Source organism: Streptomyces sp. NRRL F-5650 (genome assembly GCF_000721365.1).
In the GTDB taxonomy this organism is placed as follows: Bacteria; Actinomycetota; Actinomycetes; order Streptomycetales; family Streptomycetaceae; genus Streptomyces; species Streptomyces ardesiacus.
The window spans coordinates 108,807-122,098 of the sequence record NZ_JOGV01000013.1 but is presented as its reverse complement, the minus strand read 5'-3'; the positions used below and the strand labels follow the sequence as shown (position 1 = coordinate 122,098).

Below are 13,292 nucleotides of genomic sequence, written 5' to 3'. Positions count from 1 at the left end.
CACTGCCGCGACCGGTTCACCCTACTGCGGCGGACGATCACGGTGCGCCCGCACCGCCCCCGACCGGGGCTTCGTCACCGGACGGCTCCTCGCGCGGCGCGAGCGAGGCGAAGTCCCCGGTGTCGCCCAGGCGGACGAGGAACGGACGCAGCCGGGTGTAGCGGATCGCGGTGACGGAGCAGGGTTCGACGGAGATCCGCTGGAAGAGGTCGAGGTGGAGACCGAGTGCCTCGGCGACGAGGGACTTGATGATGTCGCCGTGGGAGCACATGAGGTAGACGGCGTCGGCGCCGTGGTCGCGCTCCACGCGCGCGTTCCACTCGCGTACGGCCTCGGCGGCGCGGGTCTGCATGGCGCGCATCGACTCGCCGCCGGGGAAGGCCGCGGCGGAGGGGTGGGCCTGCACGACCTCCATCAGGGGCTCGTCCTTGAGCTCGGCGAGTTTGCGGCCGGACCAGTCGCCGTAGTGGCACTCCCCGATCCGTTCGTCGGTGTGGGGTCGTAGTCCGGGACGGGCGTCGAGCAGCGGCCGGACGGTCTCCTGGCAGCGCTGCAGGGGGCTGGTGACGATTTCGGAGAGCGGCAGGCCGGCGAGCCGCCCGGGGAGCGCGGCGGCCTGTGCGGCGCCGCGCTCGTCGAGGGCGACGCCGGGCGTCCAGCCGGCGAGGAGCCCCTCGGTGTTGGCGGTGGAGCGTCCGTGCCTAACCAGGATCAGCGTGGGCATGCGGCCAGGGTAGGCGTACGGCGGGGCGCGACGGCGCCGGGGCGAGGGGAGAATGGGTTCGGTGATCGTCGACTGTGCCATCTACCGGGACGGGCACCGCGCGGACGGGCCCGAGGACCTCTCCGACGCGCTCGGCGCGGCGCGGGGAGCGGGCGGCTTCGTGTGGATCGGTCTGCACGAGCCCACGGCGGAGGAGTTCGACCTGGTCAGCCAGGAGTTCGGGCTGCATCCGCTGGCGGTGGAGGACGCGCTCAAGGCGCACCAGCGGCCCAAGCTCGAGGTGTACGACGACTCGGTCTTCGCCGTCCTGAAGCCCGTGGTGTACGAGCCGGACAGCGACGCGGTCTCCACCGGTGAGCTGATGATCTTCCTGGGTGACGCGTTCGCGGTGGTGGTCCGGCACGGCGGGGGCTCTCCGCTGAAGGCCGTGCGGCGGCGGCTGGAGCACGAGCCGGAACTGCTCGGCAAGGGCCCCACCGCGGTGCTGTACGCGATAGCGGACGCCACCGTCGACCACTACCTGGACGTGGCGGTCGAGCTCCAGACGGACCTGGAGGAGCTGGAGGCGGAGGTCTTCTCGCCGGAGGGCGGCGGCTCGCGGCACACCGCGTCGCGGATCTACACCTTCAAGCGGCAGGTGCTGGAGTTCCGCCGGGCGACCGGTCCGCTGGCGCCCCCGCTGGCGCGGCTGGCCGGTACGGGCGGGTACGGGGGCACGGTGCCGTTCGTGAACGACAGGGCGCGGCCGTTCTTCCGGGACGTGAGCGACCACCTCACGCGCGTGAACGAGTCGGTGGAGAGCCTGGACCGGCTGGTGTCGGACATCCTGTCGGCGCATCTGGCGCAGACGAGCGTGCGGCAGAACGACGACATGCGGAAGATCTCCGCGTGGGCGGCGATGGCGGCGGTGCCCACGATGCTGGCGGGGATCTACGGCATGAACTTCGACCACATGCCGGAGCTGCACTGGGTGGGGGGCTATCCGGCGGTGATCGCGCTGATGGCCGTCCTTGAGGTGCTGCTGTACCGGCAGTTCAAGCGCCGGGGCTGGCTGTAGGAACGCGCGGGCCGGTCAGGCGACCTCGGGGGCCGGGGCGGCGGGTCCGCCGAGCGCGTCGCGCCGCGCGGGTGCCCGCAGCGTGACCATGCGCCGCCAGCCGGCCGCCCGCTCGGCGGCGTACACCGCGTGGATGCCGGCCGCGAGCAGCGCCGACCTGGCGCGCGACCAGCCGAGGATGCGCCCCATACGGGCCATGACGGCGAGACTGACGTCGCGGTGGACGCGGATCTCGGCGTGCGCGCACTCGCGCAGGGTGCGCCGGATGTACGGGCCGTGCCCGGCGGCGGCGTAGCGCAGCAGTTCCTCGTGGGAGTAGGCGAGGTGGTTGTCCTCGTCGGCCGAGATCATCCGGACCGCCCGGCCCAGCTCGGGGTGGTGGGCGAAGTGCTTGAGGAGCATCGCCATCTGTTCGGCGGCGCGCTGCTCGGTGACCCTGCTGTGGGCGAGGTAGGTGATGACGTCCCGTACGGTCAGCGGCTGGTCGGCCTTGAGCTTCTCGTGGGCGAGGCCGATGCCGTGCCGCTCCAGGAGCATCGTGTAGTCGGTCTCGGGCGGTACGTCGACCGGTTCGAGGCCGCGCTTCTTCAGCAGGGCGTTGAAGATCCGGCCGTGCTTGTCCTCGTCGGCGCCGTGCCGGGTGATCTTGGGAGCGAGGGCGCGTTCGCTCTCCGGCACCAGCGCGGCGATCCGCGCGTTCTCCCAGCCGCCCTGGGACTCGCCGCTGGCCGCGATGGAACAGAAGAGACGGAACGATTCGTCGTTGTCGAGGATCTCCTGGAAAAGGCTCTTGGCCGAAAGCATCGGGGGCCACCTCTCTGCCGCTGCGTGGTCCGCAGGCTCCGCACACTCCGCGATGCACGAGTCAAGTGCGGGAAGAGGAGCCCGGCAACAGGTGCGGCGGGCGACTGCGCCGAACGAAGGAAAACCGGGCGCACGAGGGGGCGTAACCCCGCGCGCGTGGGCGCGTTGTTCCCCGTGACGGCCGTGGCGGGGAAGACCCCCGAGCCCCCACCACGGCCGCAGAAACTTTCCCGCAGCGTCAGGCCAGTCCGGCGCGCTCCAGGGCCTCGGTGCCGGCGCGCAGGGCGGCGAGCCGCTCGTCCAGGGTGAATCCCGCGGGCGCGAGGGTCAGCGTGGTGACGCCGGCCGCGGCGTAGGCCTTCATCCGGTCCGCGATGCGGTCGACGGAGCCGAGCAGCGTCGTCCGGTCGATCAGTTCGTGCGGGACGGCCTCGGCGGCGCCCTGCTTGTCGCCGGAGAGGTACTTGTCCTGGATCTCGGCGGCCTCCCGCTCGTAGCCCATGCGCCGGGCGAGCTGGTTGTAGAAGTTCTGCTTGCGGCTGCCCATGCCGCCGACGTAGAGCGCCGTGTAGGGGCGGAAGGTGTCCGCGAGGGCGTCGACGTCCTTGTCGTCGCCGAGGGCGAGCGGGAGGGTCGGGCAGACGTCGAAGCCGTCGAGGGTCTTGCCGGCCTTCTCGCGCCCGGCGCGCAGGTGCCGGACGGCGGTCTCCTCCAGGTGGTCGGCGGAGGGGAAGATGAGCAGGGCGCCGTCGGCGATCTCGCCGGTCTGCTCCAGGTTCTTCGGGCCGATGGCCGCGATGTACAGCGGGATGTGCTCGCGCTGCGGGTGCACGGTCAGCTTGATCGGCTTGCCGGGGCCGTCGGGCAGCGGCAGCGTCCAGTGCCGTCCCTCGTAGGACAGCCGCTCCCGGGTCATCGCCTTGCGGACGATCTCGACGTACTCACGGGTGCGGGCGAGCGGCTTGTCGAACTTGACGCCGTACCAGCCCTCGGAGACCTGCGGTCCCGACACGCCGAGGCCGAGGCGGAACCGGCCCTTGGAGAGGGAGTCCAGGGTGGCGGCGGTCATCGCGGTCATGGCGGGCTGGCGGGCGGGGATCTGGAAGATGGCCGAGCCCACGTCGATGCGCTCGGTCTGGGCGGCGACCCAGGTCAGTACGGTGGCCGCGTCGGAGCCGTAGGCCTCGGCGGCCCAGCACACGGCGTATCCGAGCCGGTCGGCCTCCTGGGCGACGGCCAGGTTGTCCGCGTCCATTCCGGCACCCCAGTAGCCGAGGTTGATCCCGAGCTGCATGGCCGATTCCCCTTACCGATCAGTAACGTGGCTGGTGCCCCGACCTTAGCGCGCGGAAATCGGTTGTCCACAGGCCCCCACAGCGCCCGCCGTGGCCAGTAATGTCGGCGCTCATGGAGCAGAGGCATCTCGGCCGCACCGGCCTGCGCGTGTCCCGCATCGGTCTCGGCACCCTGACCTGGGGCCGGGACACGGACGAGCACGACGCCGCGGACCTCTTGAAGACCTTCTGGGAGGCCGGCGGGACGCTCGTCGACACGGCCGACGTGTACGGCGACGGGGAGTCCGAGTACCTGCTCGGGCGCCTGATGGAGGGCCTGGTGCCGCGCCGGGACCTGGTGATCTCGACCAAGGCGGGCAGCGTGCCGGACCCGGACCGCCGCTTCGACGGTTCGCGCGCCCACCTGCTCTCCGCGCTGGACGCCTCCCTGGCCCGCCTGGGCACCGACCACGTCGACGTGTGGCACCTGCACGCCTTCGACCCGCACACCCCGCTGGAGGAGACGCTGCACGCCCTGGACGTGGCGGTGAGCAGTGGCCGGGCGCGCTACGCGGGGGTCTCCAACTTCTGCGGCTGGCAGCTCGCCAAGGCCGCGACCTGGCAGCTCGCGGCGCCGGGGGTGCGCAACCGGGTGGCGAGCACCCAGATGGAGTACTCGCTGCTCCAGCGGGGCGTGGAGCGGGAGGTGCTGCCGGCCGCCCTGGACCTGGGCATCGGCCTGCTGCCGTCCTCCCCGCTGGGCCGGGGCGTTCTCACGGGCAAGTACCGCAAGGACGCGACGCCGCCCGACTCGCGGGGCGCCTCGGACCACATGGCCCGGTTCGTCGAGCCCTACCTCGACGACACGGCCGGGCACATCGTGGACGCGGTGGCGACGGCGGCGGACGGGCTCGCGGTGACCCCGCTCCAGGTGGCGCTGGCCTGGGTCCGCGACCGGCCCGGAGTGGTCGCCCCGATCATCGGGCCGCGTACGGCGCAGCAGCTCACGGCGGCGTTGTCAGTGGAGACCCTTAGTCTTCCTGACGAGATCTGCCGGGCGCTCGACGACGTGTCGGCGCCCGTGCACCGCTATCCCGATCACGACTGGAGCACGCTGTGAGCACGGAGCCCGAGCCCGCCTCGAAGGACACCACGGACGCCGTGGACACCGGGCCGGAGACCCCGGGCACGGCGGAGCCCCCGGCACCGGACGCCGAGGGCGGGGACGTGACGCCCGCACCGGACTCCGCGGAGGCGGGCGGGACAGCCGCACCGGACTCCGGGGACACAGGCGAGACTCCCGCACCGGACTCCACGGACACAGGCGAGACTCCCGCACCGGACTCCACGGACACGGACGGGACGGCCGCGCAGGTCTCCGAGGGCGAGGCCGAGCTGGCCGCGCAGCGCGTCGAGCGGGAGCGGATCGAGCGGCGGAAGGCGGAGAAGCAGGGGCCGATCGACGCCGGGGGCAAGCTCAGCGGCCCGGCGGCCGACCTGCTGGCCGCCGTACGCGCCGTGGAGAGCGGCGAGAAACCGGCGGCCACGGTGTTCGGCACCCCCGAGCCCGCGCGCCGCCCCGCCCCCGAGCCGGTACGGCGGCCCCGGCCGGAGGCGGCCGAGCCGGCCGCGGCGGCCGGCGGCGCTCCCGCGGGGCCGGCCCCGCAGACGGTGGAGTCGGTGCGGCGCGTGCTGGCCGAGGGCGGCGCCCCCGAGGCGCTGGCGCCGCAGACCGCCGCGCTGCTCGGCGAAGGCGCGGAGGACGCGCTGCGCGCCGACCCCTGGCAACTGCTCCGGGTCGGCACGGTGCGGCCGGAGCAGGCCGACGGGTTCGCCCGCGCGCTGCTCGGCGCGGAATGCGGCCCGGACGACGAGCGGCGCGGCCGGGCGGTCACCGTGTGGCTGCTGGAGCAGGCGGCCCTGGCCGGGCACACGGCGCTGGAGCTGCCGCGGCTCACCGCCACGCTGGCCCAGCGGGGTGTCCCGGACCCCGACGCGGCCGTGCAGGACACGCTGGCCGAGGGCGAGGCGCTCGCCTTCCAGGACGCCCTGGACGAGCCCGGTACCCGCCCCGGTCCCCCGGCGGCCGCCCCGGAGGGCACGGGCGGCGACGACGCCGGGGACGAGGAGGGCGAGGAGCGCCCCGTCCGGGTGCTGATCGGTCTGGAGCGGTACGCGCTCGCCGAGGAGAGTCTCGCCGACGGTCTGGCCCGGCTGGTCAACTCGGCGCCCAAGCAGGACGGCTCCGCCGCGGACTGGGAGGAGGCCGCCGCCTCCGCCGCCGCCTCCGCCGCGGGCTCCGCCGCCGACCTGATCCGCGCCGTCGCGGACCACGGGCTGGTCCTGCACACCGGCGGCGAGGCGTCCCTGGCCGAGCCCGTGGCCCTGCTGCGCGCGGCACACGCCCTGGGGCTGCGGGCCTGGGCCGCCGCGCCGGGCCCGCTCGGCCGCGACCGCTTCGCCGCCCTGCTGGGCACCCCGCCGTCCGACCCGGCCGCCCCGGGGCCCGACGCTTCCGCCGCCGTCACCGTGACGGGGCTGCTGACGGGCGCCGAGGGTCCGGGGCGGGACGCCGACGGGGCGCTGGACCTGGATCTGCTCGTCGTGGTCGACGCGCCGCAGCTCGACGTCGAGGCGGGCGCCCTGCTCGCGGAGTCGCTGCCGGACGGGGCCCGGCTGGTGCTGACCGGGGACCCGGCGGTGCTCTGGTCCGTGGGCCCCGGGCGGGTCTTCGCGGACCTGTTGGCGGCCCGGGTATGCCCCCAGATCGCCTCGCGGCGCCCCGACCCCGGCCCGCTCGGCGAACTGGTCTCGGGCATCGGCATCGGTGAGCTGGGCCAGGTGGAGGCTCCCGGCAAGGAGATCGTGATCGTGCCGGTGCGGGACGCGGGCGAGGCCGTGCACCGCACCGTCCAGCTCGTGGCGGACTCGGTGCCGCGCGCGATCGGCGTCCCGGCCGAGGAGACCCAGGTGATCACGCCGGGCCACGGCGGCGCCGCGGGCACGCGCGTGCTCAACGCCGCGTTGAAGGAACGCCTCAACCCCGGCCCCGGCCGCTTCGGCGGCTTCGATCCCGGCGACCGTGTCGTCCACACCCCGGCGCCGGGGCGGGTGCTGCCGGGCCGGGTGGTGAAGGCCGACGCCGAGGGGCTGCACCTGTCGTGCGCGGGCGGGACCGTGGTCGTCCCCAGGGACCGGGTGGAGGGGTCCGTGCGGCACGGCTGGGCGCTCACCGCCCACCAGGCGCTGGGAGGCCGCTGGCCCGCGGTGGTCGTGGTCCTGCCGGGCGACGCCGTGCAGGCCCTCAGCCGCCCCTGGATCTACACCGCGTTCGGGCGGGCCGCCCGGCACCTGTCCGTGGTGCACGGCGTGGAGCAGGCGCTCCCGCGCGCCGTGGCGGAGATCCCGGCCAAGCCCCGGACCACCCGGCTGCCGGTCCTGCTCGCACCACAGGTCCCGGTCATCGGCTGACCACGGCGACGGGGCCGGCCGGGCTCTCTCCGGCCGGCCCGGGGCTCAGCGGTCCGCGTCCAGCCGTGCCGCCTCCCCGTCCTCCCCGAGGTCGTCCAGGCCCTCGTCCAGGTCCGGGTCGAGATCGGCATCGAGGTCCTCGTCCAGATCGGCCAGACCGCCGTCGACACCCTCGCCGTCTTCGTAGTCCGCGTCTTCTGCGTCGTCGTCTTCGTCGTCTTCGTCGTCGAAGTCCTCGTCGAAGACCGCGCTGACGTCGAAACGGCAGACCACCCGCTGCGGGTCGACCTGCTCGAAGGGAGCGTCCAGCCATTCGCCGGGTTCGGCGCTCTCGTCCGCGGCCGTCACCCAGAGCGTGGAGTCGCCCTCCTCCAGACCGAACTCCTTGTGCCGGGAGGCGATCTCGTCCGGCTCGAACTCGCCGAAGAGGAGGCCGAGCGCCCCGTGCACCGTGTCCGAGGTCTCCGCGCCCGTCCCCGCCTCGTCCGCCGCCTCGACCCGCCGGGCCTGCGCCATCAGGCGCTGCGGCTCGGCGACGGCGTAGTCGCGGCGGATCAGGACGCTCAGCGCGCTGGGCTCCTCGGGGCCCGTGTACGGCGGGAGCGTGTCCTCGCCGGGGATCTCGAAGGGGGTGACCTCGTCGTACCGGTCGTAGAGCAGTTCGTCGTACGCCTCCGCGGCCGCGGCCAGCTCGTTGAACGCGTCGTAGACGGCCGGGTCCTCCTCTCCCGACCGGCGTTCGACCGCGGCCAGGTGGCGGTCGAGCGCGGTCTTGACCGCCTCGGCGGCGGCGCGTACCTCGGCAGCGGTGGGCTGCGCAGCATCAGACATGGTGCAGACGCTATCCGTACCGGGCCCCAGCCCGCACAATAGATTCGATGCCGGAATACGAATTTGTCGATGTGTACCTGCCGCGCGGGGTCACCCGCAAGGAGGCGGCACGTCAGCTCACGGACCATGCCGAGTACGGACACTGGGAGTTGTACCGCCTGACCCTGCTGCGTGACGGCAGCCGCAAGGTGCGGTTGCGGCGGCGGATCATCCGCCAGGTGCGCGCCACCTGGTGATCCGCCGCCGCCCGGTCGGGCGCGAGTGACGGAGGTGGACGCGGAGCGGGCCCCGCCGACGCGGAGCCCGCTGCGTGTGCCGGTGTGCCCGTCTCACGCCGAGGGGCGGGCCTTGCGGTAGAGCACCGTGCCCGCGAGCAGTGCGCCGGCGCCCACCGGCAGGGCGAGGCCCAGCGGCAGGCCGTTGCCGGTCTCGGCGAGCGACGCGTTGCCCTGCGGCCGGGTGCCCGGCTGGGAGTCGCCCGGAGTGTCGTCGCGCGGGCCGGGCGGGGTGTCCGGGGTGTCCGGCGTCCCGGGGGTGCCGGGGTTGTCCGGCTTCCCCGGCTTCTCCGGAGGCGTCTCGTGGTCGCCGGGGGGCGTCGTGCGGCCCCCGCCCCCGTTGTCGCAGTCGTTGCCGGTGGCCGGGTTGAGGAGGCCGACGACGTCGATGCTGTTGCCGCACACGTTGACCGGCACGTCGATCGGCACCTCGACGTGGTTGCCGGAGCCGACGCCCGGCGAGTCCGTGGCGTGACCGCCGGCCTGCGAGCCGCCGTGGCCCCCCGAGTGGCTCCCCGAGCCGCCGTGCGACCCGCCGTGGCCTCCCGAACCGCCGTGACCCGCGGAGGCACCGCCGCCCTTGTTGGCGCAGGAGTTGCCCATCGCCGGGTTGAGGACGCCGACCACGTCCACCGTGTTGCCGCAGACGTTCACCGGCACGTGCACCGGGGCCTGCACCGTGTTGCCGGAGAGTACGCCGGGCGAACCCGAACTCGCGCCGTGCGCGCCCGAGTCCGCGTGGGCGGCGCCGCCCGCGGCGGCGATCACGCCGGTGGCCGCCGCCATCGTCATCAGGCCCTTGCGGGTGACCTGTCGCATTTCCTGAATCCCCTGCCTTGTCTGGTCCCGTGGTACCGAGAATGCCGAGAGTGCCGGAATTCCGGCACTTCCGTCCTCCCCCCGCCTCGAATTCCCCCAAAAGGCGTCGGCCCCGGAGCGCATGGCGTGCACTCCGGGGCCGACGGAATCAGATCCTCACGGGGCGAGGCACAACGTCACTTGTTGACGCAGACGTTGCCGAAGGCGGGGTTCAGCAGGCCGATCACGGAGATCGTGTTGCCGCAGACGTTCACCGGCACGTGCACGGGAACCTGAACGACGTTGCCGGAAAGGACGCCGGGCGAGTGCACGGCGGCACCCTGGGCGCCGGAGTCGGCGACGGCCATGCCCGCGCCCGCGAGAACCAGACCACCGGTGGCAGCCGCAGCGGCGACGACCTTCTTGAGCATTGTTCCTCCTAGTTGGCAAACGCGATCCCAAAATTGCCGATCGCATCACCTGTAACGAGGAGGAAGTAATGAGGCTACGAGCTTATGAGCACATTCACTCGTCCCGGCCACCCCCCGTACACACGGGCGATTCAGGAGGCGTCGATGAAACGGTCGAGCACCCGCACACCGAACTTGAGTCCGTCCACCGGCACCCGCTCGTCGACGCCGTGGAACATGCCCGCGAAGTCCAGCTCGGGCGGCAGCTTGAGCGGCGCGAAGCCGAAGCCCCGGATGCCCAGGTCGTCGAAGGACTTGGCGTCCGTGCCGCCCGAGAGCATGTAGGGGATCGCCTTCGCGGCCGGGTCCTCGGCCACCAGCGCGGACTGCATCGCGTCGACCAGCGCACCGTCGAAGGTGGTCTCGACGGCCTTGTTGGCGTGCACGTCCTCGCGCCGCACGTGCGGTCCGAGGATGCGGTCGAGGTCGGCGAGGAACTCCTCCTCGTACCCGGGCAGGTAGCGCCCGTCGATGTGCGCGGTGGCCTCGCCGGGAATGACGTTGACCTTATAACCCGCGCCCAGCTGGGTCGGGTTGGCGGTGTTGCTCAGGGTCGCGCCGATGAGTTTGGCGATGCCGCCGAGCCTGGCGATCGTCCCCTCCATGTCCTCCGGGTCCAGCTCGGTGCCGAGGGCGTCGCCGAGTTCGTCGAGGAAGGCCCGGGTGGTCTTGGTGACGCGGACGGGGAACTTGTGCCGGCCCAGGCGCGCGACGGCCTCGGACAGCTCGGTGATGGCGTTGTCGCGGTGGATCATCGACCCGTGCCCCGCGGTGCCGGCCACCGTCAGCTTCATCCAGTGGATGCCCTTCTCGGCCGTCTGGATCAGGTACAGGCGGCGCTGCTCGTTCACGGTGAAGGAGAAGCCGCCCACCTCGCTGATCGCCTCGGTGACACCCTCGAAGAGGTCGGGGTGGTGGTCGACGAGGTGACGGGCGCCGTACGTGCCGCCGGCCTCCTCGTCGGCGAGGAACGCCAGCACGATGTCCCGCGGCGGCCGGCGCCCGCTGCGCAGCCGGTCGCGGACGACCGCGAGGGTCATCGCGTCCATGTCCTTCATGTCGACGGCGCCGCGCCCCCACACGCAGCCGTCGGCGACCTCGCCGGAGAAGGGGTGGTGGGTCCAGTCGTCCGCGTTGGCCGGGACGACGTCGGTGTGGCCGTGGATGAGCAGCGCGGGCCTGGACGGGTCCTCGCCCTCGATCCGGGCCACCGTGGAGGCGCGTCCGGGGTGGGACTCGAAGATCCTGGGCTCGAGTCCCACCTCGGCGAGCTTCTCGGCGACGTACTCGGCGGCCTTGCGCTCGCCGGGTCCCGAGTGGTCGCCGTAGTTGCTGGTGTCGATCCGGATCAGCTCGCGGCAGAGGTCGACGACCTCGTCCTCGCCGGTGACGCTCCTGGCCGTGCCCGAGTCGCTCACGTGGTTCCTCCCGCTGTCACTGCTGATGTCACTGCTGGTGGGTCCCCCTCATCCTCCCCCCGCGGCCGTCCGGGCCCAAGGAGGGGGTGATCGGCCACCCCGGAAAGCCTGGTAATGTTTACGTCGTCGCCAAGGGGAGCACCCCGCGCGACAGACACCTGGTCCGGGTGGCGGAATGGCAGACGCGCTAGCTTGAGGTGCTAGTGCCCTTTATCGGGCGTGGGGGTTCAAGTCCCCCCTCGGACACCAGCTAAGACCCCTGCTGAGCAGGGGTTTTCTGCTTTTTCCGACAGTCTCCACGACCACCTACAGTGATGGCCATGCCCACCCCTTCCTGCCCCTGCGGACGGTCCGAGCCGTACGAGAGCTGCTGCGGCCGCTTCCACGCCGGAGCCGCCGCCGCGCCCAGTGCCGAGGCCCTGATGCGCTCGCGCTACAGCGCCTTCGTGAAGGGTGACGCCGGTTACCTGCTGCGCACCTGGCACCCGCGCACGCGGCCGGCCCGGCTCGACCTCGATCCGGGCACGCGGTGGACCGGCCTGGAGATCCTGGAGACGGCCGACGGTTCCGCCTTCCACGCCACCGGGTCCGTGACGTTCCGGGCGTCCTACCGCGGTGGCTCGCTGCACGAGCGGAGCCGGTTCGAGCGCGTGGACGGGGCGTGGGTGTACGTGGACGGCGAGTTCCTCGCGTAGGCGCCCGGCCGGTTCCTCGCGCGAGGCGCCCGGCCGGCCCGGGGGTCCTCGCGCAGGGCGCCCGGCCGGTCCGGGGGCTACGGCGCCAGGATGTCCAGCTCCTGCAGCGCGCCCTCGGTGATCTCCCGGGTCAGCCGCTCGGCGCGCTCGGCGTCGCGGGCGCGGACCGCCTCGGCGACCTGGACGTGCAGCGTGACGGCGGCCGGGTCGGGGTCCTCGAACATCACGTCGTGGTGCGTGCGGCCGGCCAGGACCTCGGCGACGACGCCGCCGAGGCGGGCGAACATCTCGTTGCCCGAGGCGGTGAGGATGACGCGGTGGAAGGCCACGTCGTGGAAGAGGTACTCCTCCAGCCGGTGACCGCTCGAGTTGGCGACCATGCCGAGCGCGCACTCGGTCAGCTCGGCGCACTGCTCCGGGGTGGCCAGTCGCGCCGCCAGGCCCGCCGCCACCGGTTCGACGGCCGACCTGAGCACGGTCAGGGAGCGCAGTTGCCGGGGGCGTTCGGAGCCGGCCAGGCGCCAGCGGATGACCTGCGGGTCGTAGACGTTCCACTCGCACTCGGGCAGGACGGTGACGCCCACGCGGCGGCGCGACTCGACGAGGTGCATGGACTCCAGCACCCGGACCGCCTCCCGCATCACGGAGCGGGACACCTCGAAACGCTGGGCGAGTTCGTCCGTGCGCAGAACGCTGCCCGCGGGGTATGCGCCCGCTGTGATCGCGGGGCCGAGGGTGTCCAGTACGCGGCCGTGCAGCCCCCGGCCCGGTGTGCTCATGCACTCAGCGTACGGGGCACGTCACCGGAACAAAAAGTCAGACTTATATGTCACAGACTCTTGAATTCGTCGTACCTAATGGGTTTCAGTTGCCTCGACATCAGGTGTCGACGAAGACAGCAGACAGCGAGAGTGCGATGCAGCAACTGCACACCCCCCACGTGGTCGTGGTCATGGGCGTCGCGGGCACCGGGAAGACCACGATCGGTCCCCTGCTCGCGGCCCGGCTCGGCGTCCCCTACGCCGAGGGCGACGACTTCCACCCCCCGGCCAACATCGCCAAGATGACGGCCGGCACCCCGCTCACCGACGAGGACCGCTGGCCCTGGCTGGACGCCATCGGCGGCTGGGCCCACGGGCGGGCCGGGCTCGGCGGGGTGGTGAGCAGTTCCGCGCTCAAGCGGTCGTACCGCGACCGGCTGCGGGCCGCCGCTCCCGGTGTCGTCTTCGTCCACCTCACGGGCAGCCGTGAGCTGATCGAGGACCGGATGTCGCACCGGCAGGGCCACTTCATGCCGACGGCCCTGCTCGACTCCCAGTTCGCCACGCTCCAGCCGCTGGAGCCGGACGAGGCGGGAGTCGCGGTGGACGTCGCCGGCTCCCCCGAGGAGATCACCGAGCGGGCGGTCGACGCCCTGAGGGACCTCCCCGAGCCGGTGCGGTAGTCCGCCGCACCACCCCCCCACTTCCCCCGGG

General features: G+C 73.1%; 14 protein-coding genes and 1 tRNA gene. 7 read left to right on the top strand and 8 right to left on the bottom strand.

The genetic code is table 11. The features are described from left to right. Positions 1-37: 37 nt before the first annotated feature. On the bottom strand, positions 38-724 hold the full coding sequence (locus tag IG88_RS0115355; protein ID WP_031040460.1) for a histidine phosphatase family protein: 687 nt from the start codon (positions 722-724) through the stop codon (positions 38-40). Between the two features lie 61 nt (positions 725-785). Between IG88_RS0115355 and IG88_RS0115350 the strand changes: the two genes are divergently transcribed. Continuing rightward, the gene (locus IG88_RS0115350) at positions 786-1,781 is read left to right on the top strand and encodes a magnesium and cobalt transport protein CorA (protein WP_031040458.1); all 996 of its coding nucleotides are present in this window, start codon (positions 786-788) and stop codon (positions 1,779-1,781) included. A 15-nt stretch (positions 1,782-1,796) separates the two neighbouring features. Here IG88_RS0115350 and IG88_RS0115345 read toward each other — a convergent pair whose 3' ends face one another. Continuing rightward, a complete protein-coding gene (locus IG88_RS0115345; RefSeq protein ID WP_031040455.1) occupies positions 1,797-2,585 on the bottom strand; it encodes a hypothetical protein in 789 nt (262 codons plus the stop codon). Between the two features lie 238 nt (positions 2,586-2,823). After that, positions 2,824-3,879: an LLM class F420-dependent oxidoreductase gene (locus tag IG88_RS0115340; RefSeq protein WP_031040453.1), complete on the bottom strand. Its 1,056-nt coding sequence runs from the start codon at positions 3,877-3,879 to the stop codon at positions 2,824-2,826. A gap of 113 nt (positions 3,880-3,992) precedes the next feature. On the opposite strand from IG88_RS0115340, the gene IG88_RS0115335 reads away from it, so the two are divergent. Both IG88_RS0115335 and IG88_RS0115330 read left to right on the top strand, forming a co-directional pair. After that, a complete protein-coding gene (locus IG88_RS0115335) occupies positions 3,993-4,979 on the top strand; it encodes an aldo/keto reductase (protein WP_031040450.1) in 987 nt (328 codons plus the stop codon). Then, positions 4,976-7,330 (top strand): helix-hairpin-helix domain-containing protein, encoded by a 2,355-nt coding sequence (locus IG88_RS0115330; RefSeq protein WP_031040447.1) that lies wholly within the window; start codon positions 4,976-4,978, stop codon positions 7,328-7,330. The genes IG88_RS0115335 and IG88_RS0115330 overlap by 4 nt, the downstream gene beginning before the upstream one ends. Before the next feature lie 45 nt (positions 7,331-7,375). On the opposite strand, the gene IG88_RS0115325 is transcribed toward IG88_RS0115330, so the two are convergent. Then, complete coding sequence (locus tag IG88_RS0115325) at positions 7,376-8,161, bottom strand: hypothetical protein (RefSeq protein WP_031040444.1); 786 nt, start codon at positions 8,159-8,161, stop codon at positions 7,376-7,378. A 47-nt stretch (positions 8,162-8,208) separates the two neighbouring features. Between IG88_RS0115325 and IG88_RS0115320 the strand changes: the two genes are divergently transcribed. After that, entirely contained in the window at positions 8,209-8,397 is a 189-nt protein-coding gene (locus IG88_RS0115320) for a DUF5703 family protein (protein WP_003977152.1), read from the top strand. 93 nt (positions 8,398-8,490) lie between these two features. Here the strand turns inward: IG88_RS0115320 and IG88_RS45130 are convergent, their stop codons facing one another. The 3 genes from IG88_RS45130 to IG88_RS0115305 form a co-directional block, all read right to left on the bottom strand. Further along, positions 8,491-9,255, bottom strand: a complete 765-nt coding sequence (locus tag IG88_RS45130; protein WP_031040441.1) for a chaplin — start codon at positions 9,253-9,255, stop codon at positions 8,491-8,493. Positions 9,256-9,431: 176 nt separating this feature from the next. Then, positions 9,432-9,665: a chaplin ChpH gene (gene chpH / locus IG88_RS0115310; protein WP_019325258.1), complete on the bottom strand. Its 234-nt coding sequence runs from the start codon at positions 9,663-9,665 to the stop codon at positions 9,432-9,434. Between the two features lie 131 nt (positions 9,666-9,796). Next, entirely contained in the window at positions 9,797-11,122 is a 1,326-nt protein-coding gene (locus IG88_RS0115305; protein ID WP_031040436.1) for a M20/M25/M40 family metallo-hydrolase, read from the bottom strand. Between the two features lie 161 nt (positions 11,123-11,283). Here IG88_RS0115305 and IG88_RS0115300 point away from each other — a divergent pair. Then, positions 11,284-11,371 (top strand) — tRNA-Leu (locus tag IG88_RS0115300). 71 nt (positions 11,372-11,442) lie between these two features. After that, entirely contained in the window at positions 11,443-11,817 is a 375-nt protein-coding gene (locus IG88_RS0115295; protein WP_107452170.1) for a YchJ family protein, read from the top strand. A 77-nt stretch (positions 11,818-11,894) separates the two neighbouring features. On the opposite strand, the gene IG88_RS0115290 is transcribed toward IG88_RS0115295, so the two are convergent. After that, the gene (locus IG88_RS0115290; protein WP_031040432.1) at positions 11,895-12,596 is read right to left on the bottom strand and encodes a FadR/GntR family transcriptional regulator; all 702 of its coding nucleotides are present in this window, start codon (positions 12,594-12,596) and stop codon (positions 11,895-11,897) included. 137 nt (positions 12,597-12,733) lie between these two features. Here IG88_RS0115290 and IG88_RS0115285 point away from each other — a divergent pair, with 137 nt between their 5' ends. Further along, positions 12,734-13,261 (top strand): gluconokinase, encoded by a 528-nt coding sequence (locus IG88_RS0115285; protein WP_031040430.1) that lies wholly within the window; start codon positions 12,734-12,736, stop codon positions 13,259-13,261. Positions 13,262-13,292: the final 31 nt, after the last annotated feature.

Excerpts from the sequence above, each read along its gene's own strand:
- IG88_RS0115340 (WP_031040453.1), bottom strand. The coding sequence starts at position 3,879 with ATGCAGCTCGGGATCAACCTCGGCTACTGGGGTGCCGGAATGGACGCG.
- IG88_RS0115285 (WP_031040430.1), top strand. The coding sequence starts at position 12,734 with ATGCAGCAACTGCACACCCCCCACGTGGTCGTGGTCATGGGCGTCGCG.
- IG88_RS45130 (WP_031040441.1), bottom strand. The coding sequence starts at position 9,255 with ATGCGACAGGTCACCCGCAAGGGCCTGATGACGATGGCGGCGGCCACC.
- IG88_RS0115295 (WP_107452170.1), top strand. The coding sequence starts at position 11,443 with ATGCCCACCCCTTCCTGCCCCTGCGGACGGTCCGAGCCGTACGAGAGC.
- IG88_RS0115320 (WP_003977152.1), top strand. The coding sequence starts at position 8,209 with ATGCCGGAATACGAATTTGTCGATGTGTACCTGCCGCGCGGGGTCACC.
- chpH (WP_019325258.1), bottom strand. The coding sequence starts at position 9,665 with ATGCTCAAGAAGGTCGTCGCCGCTGCGGCTGCCACCGGTGGTCTGGTT.
- IG88_RS0115290 (WP_031040432.1), bottom strand. The coding sequence starts at position 12,596 with ATGAGCACACCGGGCCGGGGGCTGCACGGCCGCGTACTGGACACCCTC.
- IG88_RS0115345 (WP_031040455.1), bottom strand. The coding sequence starts at position 2,585 with ATGCTTTCGGCCAAGAGCCTTTTCCAGGAGATCCTCGACAACGACGAA.
- IG88_RS0115355 (WP_031040460.1), bottom strand. The coding sequence starts at position 724 with ATGCCCACGCTGATCCTGGTTAGGCACGGACGCTCCACCGCCAACACC.
- IG88_RS0115325 (WP_031040444.1), bottom strand. The coding sequence starts at position 8,161 with ATGTCTGATGCTGCGCAGCCCACCGCTGCCGAGGTACGCGCCGCCGCC.
- IG88_RS0115335 (WP_031040450.1), top strand. The coding sequence starts at position 3,993 with ATGGAGCAGAGGCATCTCGGCCGCACCGGCCTGCGCGTGTCCCGCATC.